General features: G+C 54.9%; 20 protein-coding genes and 1 riboswitch. Of the genes, 8 read left to right on the top strand and 12 right to left on the bottom strand.

Annotated features, from left to right (window positions below):
• Positions 1-14 precede the first annotated feature (14 nt).
• Complete coding sequence (gene metE / locus U9M73_RS05275) at positions 15-2,321, bottom strand: 5-methyltetrahydropteroyltriglutamate--homocysteine S-methyltransferase (RefSeq protein ID WP_323076489.1); 2,307 nt, start codon at positions 2,319-2,321, stop codon at positions 15-17.
• Between the two features lie 143 nt (positions 2,322-2,464).
• Positions 2,465-2,662: riboswitch (cobalamin riboswitch) on the bottom strand.
• A 219-nt stretch (positions 2,663-2,881) separates the two neighbouring features.
• On the opposite strand from metE, the gene U9M73_RS05270 reads away from it, so the two are divergent.
• Genes U9M73_RS05270 through U9M73_RS05255 form a run of 4 tightly spaced genes read left to right on the top strand, consistent with a single transcriptional unit; the run spans position 2,882 to position 6,067 of the window.
• Entirely contained in the window at positions 2,882-3,880 is a 999-nt protein-coding gene (locus tag U9M73_RS05270) for a multicopper oxidase domain-containing protein (RefSeq protein ID WP_323076488.1), read from the top strand.
• Positions 3,881-3,924: 44 nt separating this feature from the next.
• Positions 3,925-4,485, top strand: a complete 561-nt coding sequence (locus U9M73_RS05265) for a DUF2249 domain-containing protein (protein WP_323076487.1) — start codon at positions 3,925-3,927, stop codon at positions 4,483-4,485.
• A 13-nt stretch (positions 4,486-4,498) separates the two neighbouring features.
• Entirely contained in the window at positions 4,499-5,740 is a 1,242-nt protein-coding gene (locus tag U9M73_RS05260; RefSeq protein WP_323076486.1) for a hypothetical protein, read from the top strand.
• Positions 5,741-5,767: 27 nt separating this feature from the next.
• Positions 5,768-6,067: a metal-sulfur cluster assembly factor gene (locus tag U9M73_RS05255; protein ID WP_036643790.1), complete on the top strand. Its 300-nt coding sequence runs from the start codon at positions 5,768-5,770 to the stop codon at positions 6,065-6,067.
• A gap of 112 nt (positions 6,068-6,179) precedes the next feature.
• On the opposite strand, the gene U9M73_RS05250 is transcribed toward U9M73_RS05255, so the two are convergent.
• From U9M73_RS05250 to hrpB, 7 genes are all read right to left on the bottom strand, one after another.
• On the bottom strand, positions 6,180-6,566 hold the full coding sequence (locus U9M73_RS05250; protein ID WP_260069922.1) for a cupredoxin domain-containing protein: 387 nt from the start codon (positions 6,564-6,566) through the stop codon (positions 6,180-6,182).
• A gap of 111 nt (positions 6,567-6,677) precedes the next feature.
• A complete protein-coding gene (locus tag U9M73_RS05245) occupies positions 6,678-7,325 on the bottom strand; it encodes a response regulator (protein ID WP_260069921.1) in 648 nt (215 codons plus the stop codon).
• Positions 7,297-8,160, bottom strand: a complete 864-nt coding sequence (locus U9M73_RS05240; RefSeq protein WP_260069920.1) for a sensor histidine kinase — start codon at positions 8,158-8,160, stop codon at positions 7,297-7,299. Before U9M73_RS05240 ends, U9M73_RS05245 begins: the two co-directional genes overlap by 29 nt.
• A 166-nt stretch (positions 8,161-8,326) precedes the next feature.
• The gene (gene nagE, locus U9M73_RS05235; protein WP_323076485.1) at positions 8,327-9,793 is read right to left on the bottom strand and encodes an N-acetylglucosamine-specific PTS transporter subunit IIBC; all 1,467 of its coding nucleotides are present in this window, start codon (positions 9,791-9,793) and stop codon (positions 8,327-8,329) included.
• A gap of 32 nt (positions 9,794-9,825) precedes the next feature.
• On the bottom strand, positions 9,826-10,323 hold the full coding sequence (locus tag U9M73_RS05230; protein ID WP_009223135.1) for a PTS sugar transporter subunit IIA: 498 nt from the start codon (positions 10,321-10,323) through the stop codon (positions 9,826-9,828).
• A gap of 288 nt (positions 10,324-10,611) precedes the next feature.
• The gene (locus tag U9M73_RS05225; RefSeq protein WP_009223134.1) at positions 10,612-12,702 is read right to left on the bottom strand and encodes a glycosyl hydrolase family 18 protein; all 2,091 of its coding nucleotides are present in this window, start codon (positions 12,700-12,702) and stop codon (positions 10,612-10,614) included.
• A gap of 639 nt (positions 12,703-13,341) precedes the next feature.
• The gene (gene hrpB / locus U9M73_RS05220; protein ID WP_323076484.1) at positions 13,342-16,065 is read right to left on the bottom strand and encodes an ATP-dependent helicase HrpB; all 2,724 of its coding nucleotides are present in this window, start codon (positions 16,063-16,065) and stop codon (positions 13,342-13,344) included.
• 79 nt (positions 16,066-16,144) lie between these two features.
• Here hrpB and U9M73_RS05215 point away from each other — a divergent pair, with 79 nt between their 5' ends.
• On the top strand, positions 16,145-17,503 hold the full coding sequence (locus U9M73_RS05215; protein WP_009223131.1) for a hemolysin family protein: 1,359 nt from the start codon (positions 16,145-16,147) through the stop codon (positions 17,501-17,503).
• 99 nt (positions 17,504-17,602) lie between these two features.
• On the top strand, positions 17,603-18,574 hold the full coding sequence (gene gluQRS, locus U9M73_RS05210) for a tRNA glutamyl-Q(34) synthetase GluQRS (protein WP_009223130.1): 972 nt from the start codon (positions 17,603-17,605) through the stop codon (positions 18,572-18,574).
• 4 nt (positions 18,575-18,578) lie between these two features.
• On the opposite strand, the gene U9M73_RS05205 is transcribed toward gluQRS, so the two are convergent.
• The 3 genes from U9M73_RS05205 to U9M73_RS05195 form a co-directional block, all read right to left on the bottom strand.
• Positions 18,579-18,950 (bottom strand): DnaJ family domain-containing protein, encoded by a 372-nt coding sequence (locus U9M73_RS05205; protein WP_323076483.1) that lies wholly within the window; start codon positions 18,948-18,950, stop codon positions 18,579-18,581.
• Positions 18,951-19,112: 162 nt separating this feature from the next.
• A complete protein-coding gene (locus U9M73_RS05200) occupies positions 19,113-19,922 on the bottom strand; it encodes an SDR family oxidoreductase (protein ID WP_009223128.1) in 810 nt (269 codons plus the stop codon).
• 143 nt (positions 19,923-20,065) lie between these two features.
• Complete coding sequence (locus U9M73_RS05195; RefSeq protein ID WP_323076482.1) at positions 20,066-20,884, bottom strand: hypothetical protein; 819 nt, start codon at positions 20,882-20,884, stop codon at positions 20,066-20,068.
• A 324-nt stretch (positions 20,885-21,208) separates the two neighbouring features.
• Here U9M73_RS05195 and U9M73_RS05190 point away from each other — a divergent pair, with 324 nt between their 5' ends.
• Entirely contained in the window at positions 21,209-21,448 is a 240-nt protein-coding gene (locus tag U9M73_RS05190) for a hypothetical protein (protein ID WP_009223126.1), read from the top strand.
• Positions 21,449-21,574: 126 nt separating this feature from the next.
• Here U9M73_RS05190 and U9M73_RS05185 read toward each other — a convergent pair whose 3' ends face one another.
• Positions 21,575-22,786: an MFS transporter gene (locus U9M73_RS05185; protein ID WP_036643950.1), complete on the bottom strand. Its 1,212-nt coding sequence runs from the start codon at positions 22,784-22,786 to the stop codon at positions 21,575-21,577.
• A 237-nt stretch (positions 22,787-23,023) separates the two neighbouring features.
• Between U9M73_RS05185 and U9M73_RS05180 the strand changes: the two genes are divergently transcribed.
• Positions 23,024-23,809 (top strand): alpha/beta hydrolase, encoded by a 786-nt coding sequence (locus U9M73_RS05180; protein ID WP_009223124.1) that lies wholly within the window; start codon positions 23,024-23,026, stop codon positions 23,807-23,809.
• The last annotated feature ends 108 nt before the right edge of the window (positions 23,810-23,917 follow it).

Genomic DNA, 23,917 nt, shown 5'->3' with positions numbered 1-23,917 from the left:
AAATCAAACTTCCTTCACTGCCGTGTTGCCTGCGTTCCACGTCCAAATTTGCTGCGAACCTGCTCTGCTGCCGCCGTCATTTGCCGCAGCGCTGCGACCGTTTCGTGTTGTCCTCTCGTTTTCAAGCCGCAATCAGGGTTCACCCAGAAAAGTTCCGGGTCCAAAACTTGGAGCGCCCGCTCGATCAACCGTACCATCTCCTCCGCAGACGGGACGCGCGGGCTATGAATGTCGTAAACCCCCAGCCCGATTCCAAGCGGATACGTATGCTTCTCAAAACTCTGGATCAGCTCGCCGTGGCTGCGCGACGTTTCGATCGAGATCACATCGGCATCCAGCGCACGGATCTCCTCCAAGATATCGTCAAATTCGCAGTAGCACATATGCGTATGAATCTGCGTCGTATCCCGGACCGATGAGGTCGTCACGCGGAACGCCTTCACCGCCCACTTCAAATAGTTCGCCCAGTCCTTCTGCTTGAGCGGCAGCCCTTCGCGCAGCGCAGGCTCGTCCACTTGGATCATCTCGATCCCCGCTTCCTCCAACGCCTCGACTTCCCTTCGCAGAGCCAGAGCAATTTGATAAGCCACCTGCTCCCGGGACAGGTCGCTGCGAACAAAGGACCAGTTTAGGATAGTGATCGGTCCCGTTAACATCCCTTTCACCGGTTTGTTCGTCAAGCTCTGAGCATAGGCCGTTTCCTTAACGGTCATTGGCCCCGCAAATTCGACGTCTCCATAAATGATCGGCGGTTTTACGCAGCGCGTGCCGTAGGACTGTACCCAGCCTCCTTGCGTAAACGCAAATCCCGGAAGCTTCTCTCCGAAAAATTCCACCATATCGGTGCGCTCGAATTCACCGTGCACCAATACGTCGAGCCCGATCTCCTCCTGGAGCTCAACCCATTTGCGGATTTCCGCTAGAATGAACGCCTCGTACTTCTCTGGGCTCCACTCGCCTTTACGCCATTTCTGCCGGGCGGCCCGAACCTCGGCGGTTTGCGGGAAACTGCCGATCGTTGTGGTCGGCAGGAACGGCAACTGCCACTTTGCCTGCTGCTTCCGCCGCCGATCGGCGAAATCGCTGGCGCGCTCGGCCGGAGCCGCTGCAGTCTGCGCTGCTTCTTCCCGCACCGAAGCAAGGCTGCGGGCCGGATCTGCGGCAAGTACAGCCAAGGCGCGACGATTCTCGGCGAACTGCACCGGCTCTGGTTCTTCCCCATTTGCCGCCCTGCTTAAGCTCACCAACTCCTCCAGCTTCTGCTCGGCAAAGGCCAACGCATCGCGCAATACCGGATTAAGCCGCTCTTCCCCTGCAGCAGATACCGGGACATGCAGCAAGCTGCAGGAAGGCTGCACGATCACATCCGGCGCTCCGGACTGGAGCGAAATCGTCTTCACCAGGCTAAGCGCCTCATCTAAATCCGTGCGCCAAATGTTCCGCCCGTCAATCAGTCCCGCTCCCATCGTCTTGCCAGCGGGAAAGCCGTAACGCCGGAGCGCTTCCAGGTTACCGTCCCGGCCGTGTACGAAATCCAACCCCAAGCCGTGCACCGGCAGTTCAATCAGATCTTCGTATCGTTCAACCGCATCAAAGTAGGTTTGCAGCATCAGCCGCAGTCCCGGAACCTCCTGCGCGATCGCCTGGTAGATCAAGCGAAGCCGGTGTACGTCCTCCTCACTTAAAGAGACAACGATAGCCGGTTCGTCGATTTGCACCCAATCCGCGCCCACCGCCTTCAGCTCGCGCAGCACCTGTACGTATAGCGGCAGCAGCTTGCGGGTCCAAGTCTCGACTTCCCCCGCCGTTTCCCCCTTGGACAGCTTCAGCAAAGTAAACAGTCCAAGCAGTACAGGCCTTCCGTTGATCCCGAGCTCCTGTTTCGCTTCCAGATAAGCCGCCAGCGGCCGATTGACGGTCAACTTGGGATCTCGGTTCCCAAGCTCAGGCACGATATAATGGTAGTTCGTATTAAACCATTTGGTCATCTCACTGGCGGTCGCTTGGTCGTCGCCTCTTGCGATGGCGTAATACAGATCAAGCGATACTTGGTCACCGTTCCATACGAAGCGCTCCGGTACTAGGCCAAACATCGTCGCTGTATCAAGGACGTGATCGTAATACGTAAAATCGCCCACCGGGATGACATCAAGTCCCCGATCCCGCTGCAGACGCAGGTTGTTCAATCGAATCTCTTTTAATCGAGCATGGAGCTCCGGCTCCGTGATTTTTCCTGCCCAATAAGCCTCGATCTGCTTCTTCCATTCCCGTTGTCCTCCGATTCTGGGATACCCCAGATTTCCGCTAACAAAGTTCCCCATATTCATTGCCTCCCATTGGTAAGTTCAAAACGCGCCAATCCGTAAAGCACAAAAAAGGTCCTCGATAGCATGGCTAAAGAGGACCTTCGATCCGTTGTTCGATGGCTTGCAACTTTAACACCTCCCTATCTCCCGTAGGTACAGCAGTGCTGTCGAAATAGGCAGGTCTCCTGGCTTCGGCATCATCGCCGGATGTGACCTTCCCAATGATTACATCACCAGTGGCATCTCACACATCCGACTCCTCCGTTACAGTGGCGGGACCGCGCCGGCATTGCACCGGACTTCCCTTTTAAGCTCCGGCCAATCTTGGCCGGAACACCTATTTCCGCTATATTCGGTTGGAATATACCTACCATCTTACTTCATCTGCCCCGCGAATACAATATCAAACAGATCGGAATTAACTTATTTATGCAATGAGAATGGGAATCAAATGACAACATTTTCGACAACTTTCATGTGATACCTATCACAATGCGGTCTTCGGACCCATCGTACGATGAAGGTACATCAAGGAGTTATTGCTTAACCATTTCAGATAGAAAGAGGAATGACCGATGAAATCGCGGAACATCCCGAAGCATCTATTGCTTAGTTTGTGCTGTCTGGTCATGATTGCCGCAGCATGGTTTGCGTTCCCATCGGAGACACCCCAGGTCAGTGATACCGTCCTGCAAGAGGAAGAACAGCATCTCCATCCACCGCCAGTTGAGCCAATCATTCAACGGGAAGGCCATACCGTCCGCATTGAAATGACCGCGCAGCAAGCGGATATCGAGATTTCCGAAGGCGTCACTTATCCCGCCTGGACACTTAACGGTACCGCCCCCGGGCCGGTGTTGCGCGTGAAGCAAGGCGATCAGCTGGAGTTTACCTTAAAAAACCTAGATCCAGATATGCCGCATTCGATGGATTTCCATGCGGTCCATGCCGCTCCAAGCGAGAAGTTCGTTGAAGTGATGCCTAACGAGCACGGCACGTTTACTTATCCCGCCAACACGCCAGGCGTGTTCATGTACCATTGCGGAGCAAGTCCGGTACTGCTGCATGTAGCCAATGGGATGTATGGGATGATCATCGTTGAACCGAAGGACGGATACCCTACGGACTCGGATATCGACCGAGAATATACGATCGTCCAAAGCGAGTGGTATGCGGCAAATGATTTGGATGCTTTTCAACAAGGTGATCCGGAGTATGTTGTGTTCAACGGCGATGATTTTACGTTAAAAGAACACCCCTTGCTCGCCAAAGTCGGCGACAAGGTTCGGCTGTACGTCATCAATGCGGGACCAAATCATGTTTCTTCGTTCCATGTGGTTGGGACGACCTTTGATCGCGTCTATCTGGACGGGAATCCAAGCAATCAGCTGTACGGCATGCAAACGGTGTTGCTTCCGGCCGGCGGCGGCGCAGTCGTTGAGTTTACCGTCACGGAAGAAGGCGATTATCTGATTTTGACCCATCAGCTGGGTGATGCTAACCTCGGAGCTACGGCGATCCTGCGCGTAAGCCAGGACGGGACAGTTCATGGAGAACCGGTGATGAGCCATTAATGAAATACCATTTTCACGCAAATTCATAAACGAGGTGACGTTGGATGAATCGACAAGACGCCAAAATTGTAGAGCTGGACGTTCGAGAGCAACTACGGAACAAACTGGAGCCGTTCCAGCTCATCATGGATACTGTCAAAAAGCTGGAAAAAGACGACCTCTTCGTGCTTCACGCCCCCTTCAAGCCGACCCCTTTGCTCAAGCTTCTGAAAATGAAGGGACTCGTCGGCAAAGCGGTGATGCTAGACAAAGAGCATTGGATCACGACATTTGTCCATAAGAAAAACAAGGCATGGCTCGAAGAGGAAAACGAATCCGTACCAGTTGAAGCAACCGCAGAGGTTGCTCCGGCATCAACGGGTGGATCCGGCGAATCTGCCGCCAGCCCTAACATCATCACGCTGGACAACCGTGGTCTGGAACCGCCGCAACCGATGGTTCGAACGCTGGCAGCCTTGGATCGCTGCAAATCAGGTGATGAGGTGCATATTCACAACGACCGGGTACCGGTATTTCTTATCGAGGAATTAAACAGCTTGGGCTGCACCTATACGGTGGAAGAACAACCGGATGGGACGGCCAAAGTCCAAATTCGCAAACCTTAAGGAGGTGAACCTGATGCCGGCCATGTCCCGCCTGCCCTTTCTCTTTATCGTCACCGGAATCTTCGGATTCGTCCTGTTTCACGCCACCTCCCTGATGTCACTCACAGGCTGGATCGGCGATGATATCCGCGCCCCGGCCGGCTGGTTCCAGGTGCACCTGTTTGTGCTGGGCTGGGCAACCATGCTGGCGATGGGTGCCGTCTACCAGCTGATCAACGTTATTTTGCAGTCGAAGATCTACAGCGAACGTCTCGGGTATGTGCATTATACACTTTTTACGATTGGTCTGTTTGGTCTGCTATTTGGCTTCATTCAAGGCGACACGTATTGGATTGGCGGCTTTGCCACACTCGCATTCTCTGGAGTTGTCCTGTTCGTTTGGAACCTGGCCGCCACATTGCTGCGGGCCGAAACGTGGAACGCGATCACCATTAGCACTGCCTGCGCGGTGTTTTACCTGCTGCTCACCGGGTTATCCGGGATGGCGATGGGGATCAATTTTGCGACCGGTCTTTACAACGATTTGCACGAAAACCTATTTGGTACGCATATCTGGCTGGGGACGCTAGGCTGGTTTGGTCTGTTGATCACCGGGTTCAGCTACAAGCTGTTGCCGATGTTTTATTTGTCCCATAACTATCCAACCCGGCTGGAATATGTCGTCTTAGGGGTATGGAACGCAGGGGTTCTGCTAGGCGCGACTTCCTTTCTGTTTGGTTTGCCAACAGGCTTCAAAATTGCCGCGCTGCACCTGATTGTTGTTGCCGTCCTTTGTTATAACGTTCATCTGTTGCAAATCCGCAGCAAACGGCATAAACGCAGCCCGGGGGCAGGCATTGAATGGACAGTCACCGGAAGCCAAATCTTTGCCGCCTTTGCGGTCATGTTTGCGGTTCGGGCACTGGTGTCACCAGGGCAACTGCTGGAAACTCAAACTGTTCTTACAGCCGGCTTTGTTTACTTAAGCTACTGGGTGTCGTTCACTGTGCTTGGATACGTGTCCAAAATCGTACCGTTCCTGTGGTGGACCTACAAATACGGCAAGCAAGCCGGACGCCCGGGAACGCCGGTACTGGCCGACCTGCTGAACGAGCGGAAAGTGAATCTCGGGTTAACCTTGATTCTCTGTGCGAATTTGACCGTCCTCATCGGCATCGTGACCGGCTCATCGATCGTTATTGCCATCGGAGGCGCCGTATTATCCATCGTTTCGGTGGCTTATATCGCTTTGATCGCAATGGTGTTTGCTCATTAACGACAATGCAAATGGAGGTTAGTGGCCATGAATAAAATTGAACAAATCCGTGAATGCCTGCGTGAGGTTTATGATCCCGAGCTGGGCGTAAATATCGTTGATCTAGGGCTGGTATACGACATTCGGGAAGAAGATGATCATGTCTACATTCAGATGACTTTAACAACGCCGGGCTGCCCGATGCATGATACGATTGTTGGCGGTGTTCGTTGGGTTCTTAACGATCAACTTGGAATCCAAAACCCGGTCATCGACGTCGTCTGGGAGCCGCGCTGGTCGCCGGAGCAGATGTCGGAGGCAGCCAAGGAGCAGTTGGGGTATTTTTGAGGTTGTGATGCAACGGGATAATCACGTAAGGGATGCCACACGCATGCAGAAATACAGCTCTCCTTATCAAAAAAAGCTGGCGACTTCATCTGCTGGATGAGCCGTCAGCTTTTTATTTTACGATCAAGATGCCTTTCATTTCCTTGTGGTTCTTGCCGCAGGAGATGTTGCAGGAGTACTCAAAGGTTCCGGCTTGGTCAGCCGTAAACGTAATCGTTTTGCCTCCGCGGACTTCTTTGTTGTATCCTTTGATTTTCAACGAATGCATCCCCTGCGTATTTTTGAGCGTAATCTGCACCGTATTGCCCCGTTTGACCTTGATTTCCGTCAAGTCGTATCCCGATGAGCTGGCATGAACGGTAAACGACTTCACCGGTCCTGTTGTTTCCGCCGCCGGCTCAGATTCGCCAATATAGCGCCCTGGGGCGTCGGCACATGCCGATAGCAGAAGCATCCCGGCCGCGAGCAAACAGGCAACAGCACCCAAACGTTGATTCATCAGCTTCTCTCCCCTTCTTGAACTAAGAGCTACTCTCAGTTTAGAACGGGAAGGCTTCACGCTTTGTGATTTCCGTCACAACTTCGACATTTGTCCCTGCAGCCATTGAAATCACCCTCGCGGGTCGATCCACCCTTGCTCCAGCGCATAACGCGTGAGTTGTACCCGGTTTTCCAAATGCAGCTTTTGCAAAATGTTTTTAAGATGGTTTTTTACCGTCTGATCGGAAATGTGCAACACCCCGGCAATCTCCCGATTGGTCATGCCCTGCGCAACCCAGCCAAGGATCTCCCGTTCGCGGGCAGTTAGCGGAGGTTGTTCACCGCTTGTCCGCCTGTTCACCGGAAACTCCTGCAAAATCCGCAAAGCCAGCTCACTGGATAATGGCGCTTCATCGCTGGCGATCGCCCTTAAATATTCCAACCAAGTTCCGGGCTCCAAGTTTTTGAGCAGGTATCCCTGGGCGCCTTGCTTCAGCGCTTCAAACAGATGAGCGGCGTCATCCGATACCGTAATGAGCACGATCTTCACATAAGGGTAGCGCAGCTTGATCTCGCGGGTCGTTTCCAAGCCGTCCTTGCCCGGCATGCGGATATCCATCAAGATCAAATCCGGCATCCACCGCTCCGTCTGGGCAATGGCCTCGTCGCCATTTTCCGCGTAAGCCACGATTTCAAAGGAATCATCCTCGGCTAATATCTCCCCGATCGCTTCCCGGGCATGAGGATGATCATCCACGACCAACACGCGAACCTTCATCTGAACCGCCGCCTCCTCGAATTTGAATCGTCGTCTCTCCTGGCTGGGACGCAACCGTCAGCTCCCAGCCCATCTCGTTCGTCCGCTCTCGCATGATCTGCAGGCCGTAGCGGCCCGGTCTGGCTTGATCCTCTTGCGCGAAGCCGCACCCGTGATCTGTGATCGTGACGGTGAAATCCTGCGCATCTCCCGATGCCGAGATCTCGATGGCTTGTACGCCCGCATGCTTGGCTGCGTTAATCACCGCTTCCCGCAGGCAGGACACCAGCTCCATCTTCGCCTTCGCCGGCCAGCCCGCTTCCTCCAGCTGCCAGTCCAAATGCAAAGTGAGCTGCTGTTCAACAGCGATTCGACGGACGATTGCCGACATGGAGGCTTCATCCGCTTCGCCTTCCCGAGAGTCTGGCGGAATCCGCAGGTCGGAAATCGCCTCCCGCACATACCGGTTCACTTCATGGATCGATTTGCGCAGCCCGTTCCAATCATACGAACTACCTGCCGCCTGCTGCTGCCGTTCTGCCCGGTCCACCTTGACGGAGAGAAGGAACAAAGATTGCGCGATCCCATCATGCAGCTCACGAGCCAGCTGCTCCCGCTGCTCCAAACGGGCCTTCAGCGCCCGCTCCCGCTGCAATTCCTCCTGCATGCGTTCCAAGTTCGAAAACCAGCGATATTGCAATGTAATACTCACCGCAAACAAAATGACCGGCGTCAACACATTCCCTAGCTCCATCGACACAAACGGCATGAGAAATTGGTGGCGTACCACCTCCCACACCCCGACCACCAGTGTTGGAACAATCAGGATCAACCATTTCGTAAATTTATAGGACATCGTCTAACCCCTTAAGCCGTTTTCCTTCGACTTAACTTTACATAACCCGAGATTGGGCTGGCAAGCGTTAGACAAAAAAATTGAATCCTTTCGTTAGATAAAGCCGTAAAATAAAAAAGCAAGGCGGAACTGCCATTCCGCCCTGCGATGCAATACGTGCGTTACCTTACAGCATCTTTTTGATGTCATCCTTGATCGCTTCGGATTGCGGTCCGAACACGACTTGGACTGCGCCTTTGCCGAGTCTCATGACGCCCGATGCGCCCAACTGCTTCAATGCGGCATCGTTCACCTGTTTATCGTCCTTGACGACGAGGCGAAGGCGGGTAATGCACGCATCCACGGACTCAATATTTTCCGGTCCGCCGATGCTGGCCAGGATTTTGGCCGAACGGTTGTCGGCGGCAGACTTCCCTGTTCCTGAAGCCCCTTCCTTTACCACTTCTGCGATATCCTCAGCATCTTCACGACCTGGTGTTTTCAAATTCAACTTGACAATCATGAAGCGGAAGATGACATAGTACACAACCGCCGTAACTAGACCAACTGGGATGAGCAGCAACGGCTTGGTCGAGATTTGATAGTTGATTGCATAATCGATGAAACCGGCCGAGAAGCCGAAACCAAGCTTCATACCAAGCGCGTAAGTGACATAAGCCGCAATCCCCGACAGTACTGCGTGAACCGCATAAAGCACTGGAGCAACAAACATGAAGGCAAATTCCAACGGTTCTGTAATCCCCGTCAGGAACGATGCCAATGCCGCCCCTAAGAAAATGGAGCTAACCATTTTGCGTCTTTCCGGTCTAGCCGTATGAATAATCGCAAAGGCTGCAGCCGGAAGACCAAACATCATGATCGGGAAGAAACCGGTCATGAACATACCTGCGGTCTTGTCGCCAGCGAAGAAGCGGTACAAGTCGCCATGAATAACGTCCCCTGCAGCATTCGTAAAATCTCCAATTTGGAACCATACGATCGAGTTGATGATATGGTGAAGACCAAACGGAATCAGCAAGCGGTTGGCAACGATATGAATTGCCGAACCAATGCCGCCCAAGCTGGTTACCCAATCGCCAAAGACATCCAAGGCAGCTTGTATTGGTCCCCAAATCAAGCCGAAGATCAAACCTACAACAACCATCGTTATCGCAGTGACCATCGGAACAAACCGTTTGCCACCGAAGAAGCCTAACCAATCCGGCAGTTTGATATCATGGTACCGTTTGTACAAATAGGCGGAAATACAACCCACGATAATACCACCAAGAACCCCCATATCCAATTTGGTATCGGCGGATTGCATGAGTCCTGGAAAAATGCCGGGTACTCTACCAAGCACGTTCAGCAAAATCAAATGACCGATGACTGCAGACAATGCGGCTACCGCATCTCCGGCCAAACCGATCGCAACGCCAACAGCGAAGATCAGCGGAAGATTGTCAAAGATCGTTCCTCCGCCCGCTGCTAGAAACGGTGCGATATACGTGTTGAGAAATCCCCCAACTCCATCCCCCAGGTGAAAATCCTTGATGTAGTCGATGCTGCCGAACCTGAGCAGAATCGCCGCTGCAGGCAGTGTTGCAACCGGAAGCATCAATGACTTACCGATTTTCTGGAGAAAAGCTAGCATGCACAAACCATCCTTTCCTTACTTCTTGTATTTTATTGTAAAACCGCCTTTAAAATGACGCTGCTGCCTGCCGTCACAGGACCGGTGATGGGTTCTACGCTGCTCGTCACTTCTCCGGCGTTTGTTACTATAATTGGCGAAATCACCGGATAACCAGCTTCGCGAATGGCTGCCAGATCAAATTCGATTAGCAGCTGACCTGCTTTGACTTTGTCCCCCACGGAGACATGGGCAGTAAAGCCCTCGCCTTTGAGCGACACGGTATTGATTCCGAGATGAAATAGAAACTGCAATCCGGACGAATGCTCCATCATCACGGCATGGTTACTTTTGATGACATGAACGACTTTGCCGTCAAACGGCGCAACCAGACGTCCTTCGCTGGGTTCAACAGCGATCCCCGGACCCATATGGCCCCCTGCGAACGCTTCATCTGGAACTTGAGCTAACGGTACAGCCTCCCCGGTTAGCGGCGAGAGGATCTCCAGCACTTTACTCTCCGTATTTTTCTTTCTCCATTTTGAAAACATATGGCTCTCCTCCTAATTCTGATTACCTATATTCTGGCATCTTTAAGAAATCAATATGCCCTACTCTCGGATATTGGGAGATACAGGCGAAAAAAAGAGCCAAGAAAAGAAGCCTATTGTTTATCTAGGTCTGCTTTCCTTGGCTCATGCCCATTCTGAATCAATGGTAACACGCCAAAAGTCATTCAATTGTCGGTCGGTTATGTGACTATAATAATTCAAGCTCTCGCTAGCGTCAATAGAAAAATGAAAGCGCACACAAGATGTTAATTATTTAAATTTTTATCCTTATAGAGCCTGAAATAACGCGGGTACCTTATCCGGTTCCCAGCCAGGCAGCGACGTGTGGGCTTGAATTACTTTATAGGTTACACCGTTATACGTTACGAGCTGATTCACAGTATACGACGTATAAGGTGCCCAAGCTGTCGGCCCCGTCCCTGCCGAATCTGTGGTGACCGTCACCGCATTGCTTGCAGGCGAGAGATTACCGGCGGCGTCTTTCGCTTTCACGGTAAACGTATAGGAAGTAGATGGCGAAAGTCCGTTAATCGTAGCCGTTGTCCCCGTCACCGTCGCAACGAGTTGACTACCGTTGTATACCTCATATCCAGTCACGCCGACATTATCGGTCGATGCGCTCCAGCTCAGGCTGACGCTGGTCGAGGTTTTGGCCGTCACCGTAACGTTGCCCGGCGGGGTGGGAGCGATTGTGTCGCCCGGGTCGGTTCCAGGCTCGGTCGTGACCGTCAGCGGAGCGCTGGCCGGTGAGACATTGCCCGCAGCATCCCGTGCAACCACCGTAAAAGTATACGTCGTTGCGGGGGCAAGACCGCTGATCGTCGCCGTCGTCCCGGTTACGCTGGCCGCTTGCGTTCCGTTCCGGAAGACGTTGTATCCAACAACGCCGACATTATCAGAAGAAGGCTGCCAGGTTAACGTGACAGAGTTCGCCGTTTTGGAGGTGACCTTTACACCGGTAGGCGTAGACGGAGCCACCGTATCTCCCGGCGGCGTTACGCCTCCGCTCAGATCGTTGTTCAGCTTGGTGAGCAGCGTTTTGTTGCGGTCACCGCTCAGTTCCCAGAACATGGCGCCGGCAAGACCACGGCTCTTGATATAATCGGTTTTGAAGCCGATGGATTGTGGATCGTCATAAGAGATAAACCGCCGTACCGAAGGATTATACAGGTACGGCACCTTGGCCGTATCGTTCCAATAGCGGCTATACCCGTTCTTATTGATATAATTCGCTTCCAGGTCGTAGTAATCAAAAGAACCAGCCTCCCAAGTTCCGACGGAAGACGCTCCGCTGGCGCTTTGGTATTGCCCGTTGCCGGCGTTGTTTACGCCATCCCAACCGCGACCGTAGAATGGAATGCCAAGCACCAATTTATTGGCGGGAACACCGGCATTTAAGTGGCCTTGCACTGCGGCGTCGGCATTAAAGACCGAGGCGCTGGGCACGCCGGCGTTGCCTGCGGCCGGATCGTAGTACAGCGGTGCATTGTGAGCCGTAATTTGCTGCCATCCGCCGTTAAAATCATAAGTCATAATATTAATCCAGTCGACGATGGATGCGATATTGCCGAGCTCCGTATTGCTAACGAAGGAAGGCGAAGCTCCGGAAGCGATCGTCAGCAAATATCTTTTGCCATCCACCGTTCCGGCTGCATCCAGCTTATTCCGGATCTCCTGGAGCAGCTTCGTATAGTTCTGCTTATCCTCCGGACGATAGCTATTCCCGGGCAATCCACCGGCAACCGGATACTCCCAGTCCAAATCGATGCCGTCGAAATTGAACTTCCGCAGGAAGTCAACGGCCGAGTTGGCGAACGTTTCGCGCGTGACTTGGCTGGCAGCCACATCGCTGAATCGGTTGGACCAGGTCCACCCGCCCACCGATATAATCGTCTTCAAGTGCGGATTCGCCTGTTTGAGTTTATTTAGCTGATGAATATTGCCTGCGTACGGTTGATCCCAGGTGTCGCCGGGAAATAGCTTGCCGGTATCGATCCAAGGATCGCCCAAGACGATCGTGCCGTTGGGCACGTTAATCGTTTGGCCCTTCTCGTCCTGCGTCGGCCAGGTCACAGGGTTCGGCCCGGCCGGATCCGGATTGCCGTGACGGCCGTCCCAGGCGATATCGGCGAAGGCATAATTGATATGGGTGATTTTGGATGCATCGATATCATAGACATTAAAATTGCGGTCATAAGCCCCCCAGGATGGGTAATAGGCAACGATTTTGTAAGGATCGGCAGCCTCAGCGGCTTTCGGTTGGAGCAGGCCGCCCGGCAGCAGCAGAGATAAAGCCAGACAGGTCAGAGTAAACAGCTTCCACTTCTTGGCGAAGCTGCGGGTTCTTATCGATTGCATCACTTAAATCCCTCTCTTTCAATCGAAATTGAATTGGAATAAAGCTAGCAGCAAGAACTCTGGCTGTAAGATCCACGAAACGGACCAACGTCACAAATCTTCCGTGCTCGTCAGCAAATCTCCTTTCCTTATGGAACTAACCGATGGACTCCTCGCTTGTCCTCTGTCCGCCGCAGCCGATCACCTCCGCAAATTCAGATCTCATTTCATTCCTTGTAAGCCCTCAAAGCCAATCCCGGCGCCTATAGGATTTCTCTGAAGTGTTTACAAAACTATTAAATCATAATAGATTTGGTGATAAAAGGATAAATTTCTATTATTTAATCGAACATCGGCTATAAAGCGCAATAAAAACGCGACGATCTGAGAAGATCGCCGCGTCTTAAGAATGATATATGCACGCTGGTTCGGTCGATATATTCGATTTTTCATACACATTTTGTGGCAAAACGTTGAAATTGGGAAATCTATATGATTTTTCATATAAAAATGTGGCTTTCGGCTCCCCGCAGCCCGAATCTATATGAAATTTCATATATAACTGGCAAAAATGGCCCCCTGTCCGCTGAATGTATTCGATTTTTCGCATACAATCACGTGCAAGCCCGGATCTAGCCGTCCGTTTACTTCCAAACTAAACTAACGTTGTCCATCCGGCCTTACTTTTCGGGTCGCGGTGGCCTGAAGCGGATCGTCCGGCCAGTAATGCTTCGGGTAACGGCCTTTCAGGTCTTTTTTGACCTCAAAATAAGTGTGTTGCCAAAAGCTGCGCAGGTCCGACGTGACCTGAACCGGCCGGCTGGCGGGCGACAGCAAATGCAGCGTAATTGGAACCCGTCCAAACCCGATCCGCGGCGTTTCCATCATGCCAAACACTTCCTGCAAGCGTACTGCCGCATAAGGGGCTTGGGGGCCGTCGTAATGAATTTGAATTTTGGAGCCGCTGGGGACAAGCAGGTGCGTTGGCGCTTCGGCGTTTAACTCCTGCTGCTGCGGCCAAGTCAGAAGGCCCTCCAGTATGTTGTATAAGGACAGCGCCTGCAGATCCGCCCGCTTACGCACGCCGGACAAATACGGTGCCAGCCATTCCTCGGCGGTTGCGGCTAGCGTCTCATCCGATACATCCGGCCAGTCAGGATTTAGGCGGTGCAAAAACATCAGCCGCTCCTGCAGCTTCCGCGCCTTCTCCGTCCACGGCAAGATGGCGACGCCTTTGGCGGCAACGGCCTCGAGCAAGGCTTGTGTGATCTGCTCTGGACTCGGCGACGGGTCCGGCTGCTCCCGCAGAACGATCGCGCCAAACGTCCGGCGGATTCTCGCCCGCACCGTTCCCGAAGCGTCATCCCATTCCGCGCTTCGCTCCTCGGTAATCCCCTCCGCATGATGGCGGTACACGTCCTCTTCCTCCAGCGGGGCCGCCAGCAAAATACGTCCTTCTGCTCCTTCGTCGTCAACCTCGGCAATCGCCAGGAACGCGGATTGGCCTAGGGAATCCTTGCGGAGCAACTGCGCCCCCCGCCCGTTCCGCATCAAATACCGCCCATCCGGGCGGCGGAACGCGATCCGATCCGGATAAGCGAAGGAGACCAGCAAGCCGCAGCAGCGGTCCAGATCCGTTGGAACGGAGGCTGCCGGCACGGGAGCTGTCGGCGGCGTTGGATCGGCCAGCTCGGCACCGGCCGCTGCTTCGCCGTCCGGCGGCTCGAAATCGGGGTCGTCTCCGGCATCCGGGACGACCCACTCGCCGAGCTCGGCGGACACATCGGGCGCGCCGGGCGGCACAGCCTCAGCAAGCGGCTCCAGCTCAGCGAGCCGCTGCTCCCACTGGCGGGCGAGCGCAGCGATGCGCCGCAGCCCGTCGGGCCCGGGCTCCTGTGTTGCGGCGGCGGCCGCCAGGCCGCCCCTGCCCCGGGAGCCCGGGGCCTCGGCCGCGCGTCCGGACGCGGCCAGCACCAGCGCCAGCCGGCCGCGCAAATCCGCGTCGCGCCCGGCTGGCCCACGCAGCAGGTCGCGCTCTTCGAGCAGCGCGGCCAGCGCGCATGCCGGCGCACCGAGCCCCAGCTCGCGCGCCCGCAGGAGCATGTGCGCGAGGCGCGGGTGCAGCCCGAGCGCGGCCATGCGGCGGCCGTGGGCGGTGATGCGCCCGGCCGCGTCCAAGGCGTCCAGCTGGCGCAGCAGCTGGACCGCCTGCGCGTACGGCGCCGGCGGCGGCGCGTCGAGCCACGCCAGCTCGTCTGGCGCGGCGGCGCCCCACGCCGCCAGCTCCAGCGCGAGCGGCGCGAGGTCCGCCTCGAGCATCTCCGGCGCCGTCCGCGCGGGAAGCAGGCGGTCCTCCGCCTCGCTCCAGAGGCGGTAGCACACGCCGGGCGCCGTTCGCCCGGCGCGGCCCCGCCGCTGGTCGGCGGAGTCGCGGGCCGCCCGCACCGTCACGAGCCGGCTCATGCCGGTGCGCGGCGAGAACAGCGACGTGCGGCGGAGGCCGCTGTCGATCACCACGGTCACGCCGTCCACGGTCAGGCTCGACTCGGCGATCGACGTCGCCAGCACGACCTTGCGCTGTCCCGCCGGCGCGGGCTCAATCGCCCGTCGCTGCTCCGCTTGCGGCATCGCGCCGTACAGCGGCGCCAACATCACACCCGCCGGCAGCCCGCCCTCCGCCAGCAGCGACTCGGTACGGCGGATTTCCCGCGCTCCCGGCAGGAACACGAGCACGCTGCCGTCATGCTCCACAAGGGCCCGGCGAACCGCACGGTCCACCTTGCGTTCCAGCGGCTCGTTTGGAGCTCCCGGCGCATATACCGTCTCCACCGGGAACATGCGTCCCCGGCTTTGCACAACCGGTGCGCCGTCCAGCATCTCCGCGATCGGCCGGGCGTCCAGCGTCGCCGACATGACGAGCAGCCGCAGGTCGTCGCGGAGCAGCTGGCGGCTTTGCCAAGCCAAGGCCAAGCCAAGGTCAGCATGCAGGCTGCGCTCATGAAATTCGTCGAAGATGACCAGACCCGTCCCGAGCAAGGCCGGGTCCTGCTGCAGCATTCGCGTTAAAATCCCTTCGGTGACGACTGTAATCCGCGTTTTGGCCGACACCCGGCTGTCGCCTCGCATGCGGTAGCCCACCGTCTCACCAACCGCTTCACCTAGCTGGGACGCCATATATACAGCGGCAGCCCGAGCCGCTAACCGGCGCGGCTCCAGCAGCAAAATCCGCTGTCCCCTAAGCCATGGTTCGCTAAGGAGCGACAGCGGAGCACGCGTCGTTTTGCCCGCCCCGGGCTCCGCCAGCAGCACGGCGGTTCCCGTTTGGTCAAGCGCTTTTTGCAGCTCAGGGATTACTTCATCAATAGGCAAAGGAAACTTTGTCATGATTCTCTCCTTACGGGTTACACTATGAAAACATTTTACCATACGGTTCTAAGAAACGAAGGGATCGGAGGAAAAACGATTGTTGAAGCTGCTCGTCCTTTTACTGCTTATCGTCTTCACCGCATTGTTCGTCATCATTGAAGCGTCGCTGCGTTCATTGCACCCGCGGACCATCGAAGCTTGGGCGCGGGAAGGCCGTCGTGGGGCCTCCGCCCTCCGCGCCCTGTCGCAACGGATCGACCAGGCGTTGTCGGCCTGCCAACTGGCCATTACGGTGAACTCGCTGACCCTGGGTTGGCTGGGCCAGCCGGCTGTCCGCAGCCTGCTCGCCCCGTTATTTGTTCGCCTGCCCTTATCGGATTCCGTAGAAACTTTTTTCTCTTTTCTCATCGCGTTCGTGTCGATTACCTATTTGCATGTGGTGCTTGGCGGATTAGTCCCGCAGGTGCTGGCTGCTCAACGGGGCGAAGCCATCATCTTGGCGTTTGCCCGGCCGCTCCTGGCATTCAGTACCCTGCTGTCCCCGTTCCTCTGGCTGCTCAACCGTTCCTCCGGCCGCATCGTCGCATGGCTAGGCCTTAAACCTGCTGCGGACTGGGACGACGCGCACAGCGAGGAGGAACTGCGAATATTGCTGAGGGAAAGCCTGGCCAACGGCCGGATTAACAAAAGCGAGTACCGCTTCATGAACCGGATTTTCGCCTTTGATGATCTGCTCGCCAAAGATATCATGGTTCCGAGAACCGATATGGTCTGCTTGGATGCGGCCAAGTCGCGCGAGGAAAACTTGCGGATCATTCGCCGGGAGCAATACACGAGATTTCCCGTCATCCGTGGAAATAAAGATAATATTATCGGGGTCATTAATACAAAAGCGTTGTTCCTGGCCCCCGAAAATCAGGCGGATGTCCCTTTGGCTTCCCTGGTCCGGCCTGTGATGACCGTCTCGGAGAACATCCCCCTTCCGGCGCTGCTGACCAAGATGCAGAAGGAACGTTCGCATATTGCTGTGCTGATCGACGAATACGGCGGTACGAGCGGGATGGTGACGATAGAGGATATACTGGAGGAAATCGTCGGCGACATCCGCGACGAATTCGATGCGGAGGAAGAGCAGGAAATTACCGAGGTCGCGGCGAATCACCTCATAGTTGACGGCAAAGTTTCGGTGTCGTTGATCAACGAATTGCTGGACGCCGATTTGAAGGAAGATGACGCGGATACAATCGGCGGCTGGATCTATGGGCATAACCTGGACATCGAAGAAGGAACCCAGCTGGTCTATGGGGACTTGCAGTTTACAGTCCTCGAGCGCGAAGACACCCGGATACGGAAAATTGAAATCAAAAGGCTGGACATGCCCCTCATGGACAGCGCGTATACATCAGAGGGTGAAGACGAAGCCCGGAACGCCCAAGGCCCCGAAGCAGGCTTGTAATGCTCGTTCCGACGTCGTCCTCGTCCACATTCATCAAATGGGACATTCGGACAACTCTACAAAAAGTGAACAAGTGAACAATCGAGGAAGTGAAGCATCATGAAACGCGGACGATTTGCACCTACGCCATCCGGCGACATGCATCTAGGCAACGCCAAAATCGCGCTGCTCTCTTGGCTGCAAATGCGCGCAGCCGGAGGAATCTTCGTGCTGCGCATTGAAGATATCGACACCCAACGCTCCAAGCCGGCGATCACGGAACGGATTCTCGCCGACCTTCGTTGGCTGGGGCTGGACTGGGATGAAGGACCAGGCGCTTCGGATGCGTCCGGTCCTTACCTGCAAAGCCAGCGGACCGAGCTTTATGAGGAGGCGCTGGCCAAGCTGGACGCGGCCGGCCGGCTGTACCCTTGCTTCTGCAGCCGGGCGGAGCTGCTCGCGGTGGCCGGGGCGCCGCACGGCTTGTCCTCGGAAGGGGCGCCTTATCCCGGAACCTGCCGCGGCTTAAGCCCGGAGGAGCAGCAGCGCCGAGCGCAACACAAAGATCCGTCACTCCGATTTGCGATTGGCCCGGAGGAAATTCGCTTCGTCGACGGCATCGCCGGGCCGCAGGTTTTCCCGCCGGGCAGCGGCGGGGATTTTGTCGTGCGCCGGGCCGACCATATGTATTCCTATCAACTGGCGGTGACCGTAGACGATGCCTTGATGGGGATCACCGATGTACTGCGCGGTGACGATTTGCTCGACTCCACGCCCCGCCAGCTCCACCTCTATGCAGCGTTAGGCTTGACGCCGCCTAAGTTCGCCCATGCCCCGCTCATCCTCGGAGAGGACGGACGGCGGTTGGCCAAACGGCATGGCGACTTAGGGCTCCCCGCGCTGCGCGCCGCCGGTACGAAGCCGGAGACGGTCATCGGCTGGCTGGCCTACATCAGCGGCTTGATCGACCGCCCTGAAGCTGTAACGGCCAAAGAGTTGATCCCCGGCTTCCGGCTGGACCGGATCTCGCGAGAGCCGTTTCTGTTAACCGAAGCGATGATACGGAAGCTGATGCCTGACACCCCAATTTGACTTCCTATTCCAGCTTCCGGCGGATTGCATCTTCATACTGCCGGAACGCCGGATTCGTTGATAGACCGCGCTCGCTCATTAGCATATTCAGCCTCAGCTCCTGCTCCGTCAGCCGCTTCTTCAAAGCCTGCCTCTCCGGCTCGTCCTCACAAGCGGCAAGCAGGTCGGTAAGCCGAACCATCTCCTGCTGCAGCTGAATTTCTTCGGGAACGTAACCCGCATTTTTCATCAGCTTATAGGCCATCCGCAAATCCTCCGGAACCCCGGATAAATCCTCCACCTTCAGCGGCTTGCCCTTCCCGGGCAAATGATCAAACTCCCCGCGGGCCATCGCTTCTGCAATCTTCTGTTCCGCTAACCAGGACAGCATATCCATCCCTCCTCAAGCGTTTCCTTCCTGTATCATACCACAGCCGCCATCGGAATCATCTCCGCAGATGCCATGCCCCGAAAGTTTATACTTTCTGAATCTTAAAAAAACGCCTCCGCGATTGCGAAAGCGTTAAACTCTAGGATCGTTTCTCCATCAGGTGAAACGTTATAACAGCGACTCCGCCCCATCGATGACAATTCGGGCTCCGGTAATGTGGATGGACTCGTCCGAAGCCAAAAAGGCGACGAGATCCGCGACGTTCTCCGGTTGACCCGGGCCGTCCGCTAAGGGCTGCGAGCCCTTTGGATATTTTACCGGAATGACGATCTCCTGCAGCTCCTTGCTCTTCTCCGTTGATGTATCGATATTGGTGGCGATGGCGCCGGGACTGATGGCATTAACGCGAATTTTGAATTGGGCCAGCTCCAGCGCCAGCATTTTCGCGAAAGCAACTTGTCCCGCTTTCGTCGTACTATAAGCCGACATCCCAAAGCCGGAAAATTTATCATTGCCGTTTATCGAACTGGTAATGATAATACTGCCGCCGCCCCGTTGCTTTAAGTAGGGAACCGTATATTTCACGGTCAGGAACGTACCCGTCAGATTGATGCTCAGTGTCTTCTCCCAATCCTCGAAGCTTAAATCCTCGACTGGCGCCAGCTTGCCGTTGACGCCTGCATTGGCGAAGACGATATCGATGCCGCCAAAATGCTCGGCAGCTTCGCGTACCGCCTGTTCGACCCGCGCCGGGTCCGCCACGTCGACATCATACGCGCGGGCCGCACCCTCGCGCATGGCATTGATTTCCCGCGCTGCCTGCTCCGTGCGCTCATCCAACAGATCGAACAGCGCGACCCCCGCCCCCTCGCTGGCCAGCTTCACCGCAGCCGCCTTGCCGATCCCGGAACCGGCTCCGGTGATGATCGCCGTTTTGCCCCGAAACCGTTCGCGGTTCGTCGTCTGATTGCTTGTCATGACTTCACACTCCTGAAGATGAAATGGGTTCATTGGTGAAACTTTTTACCTGCCTCTATCCAGATTGCCCATTTCGGAGTGTTTTTTAGTCAGGGATGGCTGGTTTATACCATGAAAAAAACTTGGGTTTCCTTAGGTCCCACTCACTCAGCGTTATGCGGCTTACGGAACCACTTCAGCAAAATCTTCTGAAATTGCTGGCGGGGCGTGGGCGTCGCAATCATCCAATCCTCTTCGTCCTTCGCGCTGCAACGGATCAACCAGTTCAACTGCGGGTTGTTCATAAACTGCATCTGCTGGATCTCCCAGCGTCCGCCGCAGTTCGCATAGAACCGGATATCCCCATGCGCGAGCGGAGATTTCATACATTTTGCTAAGGCGATACTGCCTTCTTCATCGTTCGTCATGTCAGCCAGGAGGGTGGCCAAGCGGTTAAGTTCCAGCTCCCGGGCCTGGCTCAGTGCTGCGTCAAATTGTTTTCTTGACATCATCAAGGCGGGAAGCTCCCCCGGCGTGCGCGAGTTCCACTTCATCCGACCGGCTAACAAAACGCTTAGTTGTTTCCCTTCGGTAATTCGTTCGACGAATAAGCGGTTGATTTTCCCGGGCAGCCGTCTGAATCGGATAATCTGATTGCCGGTGATATGCAGATATTCCTCAAAGGTTTGCTTTCCGCAAGTATAGGTTAGCCAGCAAGCCTTGACGGCCGCCGATGCGGCGGTCAGGTCGTCTAGGACGTGCTGCGGCAAGCTGATCCGAGCTCCTTGCACCGTCTCCGACACCTCTTCCTTGCTTTTCAACGTCTCACGCGTGTCTTCGGCATCCGAATCTAGCATCGCCTGCAAAAAAACGTGAAAGGGATGCTCTGGATCCTGCCACGTTTGAATTCCTAACCACTCTATCAAAGTTAGCCATTCTTTCGCTTGAAGCACCACATTTTCCTTGCGGGAGGAATCTATCATCAATTTCTTCCACCTCCTACAGATTGGGTCTCGCTTCCGATGCAGTAATCATACCACTATTCAATTTCCCTGTGCTCGGAATTTTTTACCAATCTATTACAATGTACCCATAAAAATAGGAGGTGAAGCACAATTTTTTAAAGATGCTGAAACTTTTTAATCCGCCTATCCGTAATATTGATGTAAGCGTGCAAAACCGAGACTTCCGTCCTGTTTCGTTCGCTGTCATTAAACATTTATCGAAATATCATGTTTTTTTAATCTTTTCTTAAGTTTTTCGATCTACAATGTTTAATATGAAACCACTGTATAGAGGTGATTCTAATGAAAATCCTGATCAACTTCCAAAATAATCTGGTTCCGGTTTATTTCAACGTCGATAGCAAGCAACCTGTGCAGCGTACATTGAAGCTGCTGACGAGCGCGCTCGAGTACAAATACTATAACGGCAAGCAAGCTTTGAAGAAGTGCTTGAACTCCTTAATCAGCATTGAAATCGAAGGTTCCGAAGCGATTCTCCACAGTAAGAGCGAATTTGATTCTCTTGCGCTTTCACTCTATTAATCTAGTATTAGTTGCGATGACCGTTTTGTAGAAAAAAGGCTCCGTACCTCAGCATCACGCTGATGGCACGGAGCTTTTTTTCAAATCGATATCCATCTTACGTTCCGTTTCGTTCCGGCTACCCTCTCAATTTCGAACTTCGCTTTCGTTCAAGCGGCGGTTTCCAAAGAGGGACTTGAACCGGAGTGTCATTGCCGTTACTGCTAGGATTGACCCGTTCAGGACAAACACCACCGGGATAGAGATCCATGACCCGAGCGCCCCGCCGGCAATCGGTCCGAACATATTGCCAAGCTGGCTGGCGGACTGGTTCAAGCTGAAGGCGCGGCCGCGGAATTCCGGTTTAGTCGACTGTACGATCAAAGCGTTTAACGCCGGGAACACGGCGGCGAAGAACAAGCCGTACACAAAGCGCAGAATTCCGAACCCAACCAACGAATGAAAGAAATGCTGCAAAATGTTGCCAACCCCGCCACCAATCAATCCGATCATCAACGTGTTGTGGTAGCCGATCCTCTCCCCAATTTTGCCCCAGAACGGTGCGGCGATGATCGTGGAGATACCTACCGCCGAGAAAATAATGCCCGAGCTAAGCGAAGCGTCGGAAGCCGAAGCGCCCAGATCCAGCACATACAGCGAAAGCAGCGGCTCAAGCACCATCACGGAAGAGGTGACGATCAGCACGACAAGCAGCTTGCCCATCAACGGTCGGTTAGCTGACGCCTCCTTGAGATCATCCAGCACATGCGAACGCTCCCGGTTACGATCGAAGTTCTGCTCCTTCACGAAGATCAAGGCTATCAGTGCTGAGATCAACACGACGGCACCCGACGCCAGAAACGCCTCCCGATAACCGATAAACTTGCTGAGGGAACCGCCCACCAAAGGTCCGATAATACCTCCGGCCGCTCCAGCTGTCGACATGACTCCCAGCGAATATCCGACATGCTTCTCTGGCGTATTGGTTGCAACCAACGCAATCGCGGAAGGCACATACCCGGCCAAGAGCCCGGACAAAATGCGGACGGCGATCAGCTGATAAGGATCCCGGACGAAGAAGTAAAGGATATACACCGCACTAAGCGCAAACCCGGATCGAAGCAGCATCGGCTTCCGGCCGTACTTATCCGACAGCGAACCCCAATACGGAGAGATCAACGCGCCGGCCAAAAACGTCACCCCAAACGCGATCCCCGACCAGAGGGTGAGATGCTTCGTTACTCCAAGATCATGAGCAATAAACAGAGACATGAATGGAATGACCATGGAATACGCGGTGCTGCAAAAAAAAACGCCAAGCCACAGCACGTACAGATTTCTTTTCCAGGGGAAATTCACTTCATCCACCCCCAGCATTGTTACTTGCCAACCCTGGAACTAACCCGTTTTTTTATTCTAGCACAATTCGTTGACAACTGTTCGAAAGATTTCGAATTTTAGATTTCGAGGTCAAGATGTTCGAGATATAATGGAAGTTGGATGATCTGTTTAGTAAAAATAATCCATGCCCGTTTCGGTAAGCGCTTACTTGCTGTTTGCACCGAGATGGCATGGAGCCAAAGGAGCTTGAGCATTATGGCACTATTTCAATGTCGTTTTTTCTCCGAAGTATTAGGGCTGAGCACCTCCATGACCGTCATCCTGCCGGAACCTGCGCAATCGCAAATCGGGATGTCCGCACCGGCGATCGCCGGACCTTATCCAACCCTCTATCTGCTGCACGGCATGTCCGACGACGACTCGATCTGGCTGCGCCGCACCTCGATTGAACGTTATGTTTCGGGTATGGGTCTGGCCGTAGTGATGCCTCAGGTTGATTTGAGCTTCTATGCGGATATGGCGTACGGCAACAACTATTGGACGTTCGTCAGCGAGGAGCTGCCTCGCCTTTGCCGGTCGTTCTTCCCATTGTCCGATCGACGCGAGGACACCTTCGTTGCCGGGTTGTCGATGGGCGGCTACGGCGCCTTCAAGCTGGCGTTGCGCAAGCCCGAGACGTTCGCTGCTGCTGCCAGCTTATCGGGGGCGCTTGATATCGCGAACAGCCGGCATGGGCTGTCGCCGCTGTTCCTGCGGATTTTCGGCGAATCCGGACCTAAGGGCACGGATAACGACCTGCTGACACTGCTGGACCCGCTCGCCAAGGCCATGCAGGAAGGGAAGCCGGTTCCGCAGCTGTACCAATGCTGCGGGACGGAAGATTTTCTGTACGAGGACAACCAAACGTTCCGCGAAGCATGCACCCGCGCCGGCCTGCCTCTCACCTATGAAGAAGGACCTGGCTCCCACGAATGGGGCTATTGGGATGCGAAGATTCAGGACGTGCTGAAATGGCTGCCGCTTCAACCGAAAGAAGCTTAATCTTACAAGTACACTTAGCCGGCTGGGAGCTTCCTCTCGGCCGGCTAGGTTTTTGTCCGCATTTATGAATTCAAACTGCAGGCAGCCGCTCATTTCAGCCCAGCCTTC

Origin of the sequence: Paenibacillus phoenicis (genome assembly GCF_034718895.1) — a bacterium.
Classification (GTDB): domain Bacteria; phylum Bacillota; class Bacilli; order Paenibacillales; family Paenibacillaceae; genus Fontibacillus; species Fontibacillus phoenicis.
The sequence above is the reverse complement of the archived record's forward strand: the minus strand, read 5'-3'. Positions and strand labels throughout refer to the sequence as shown.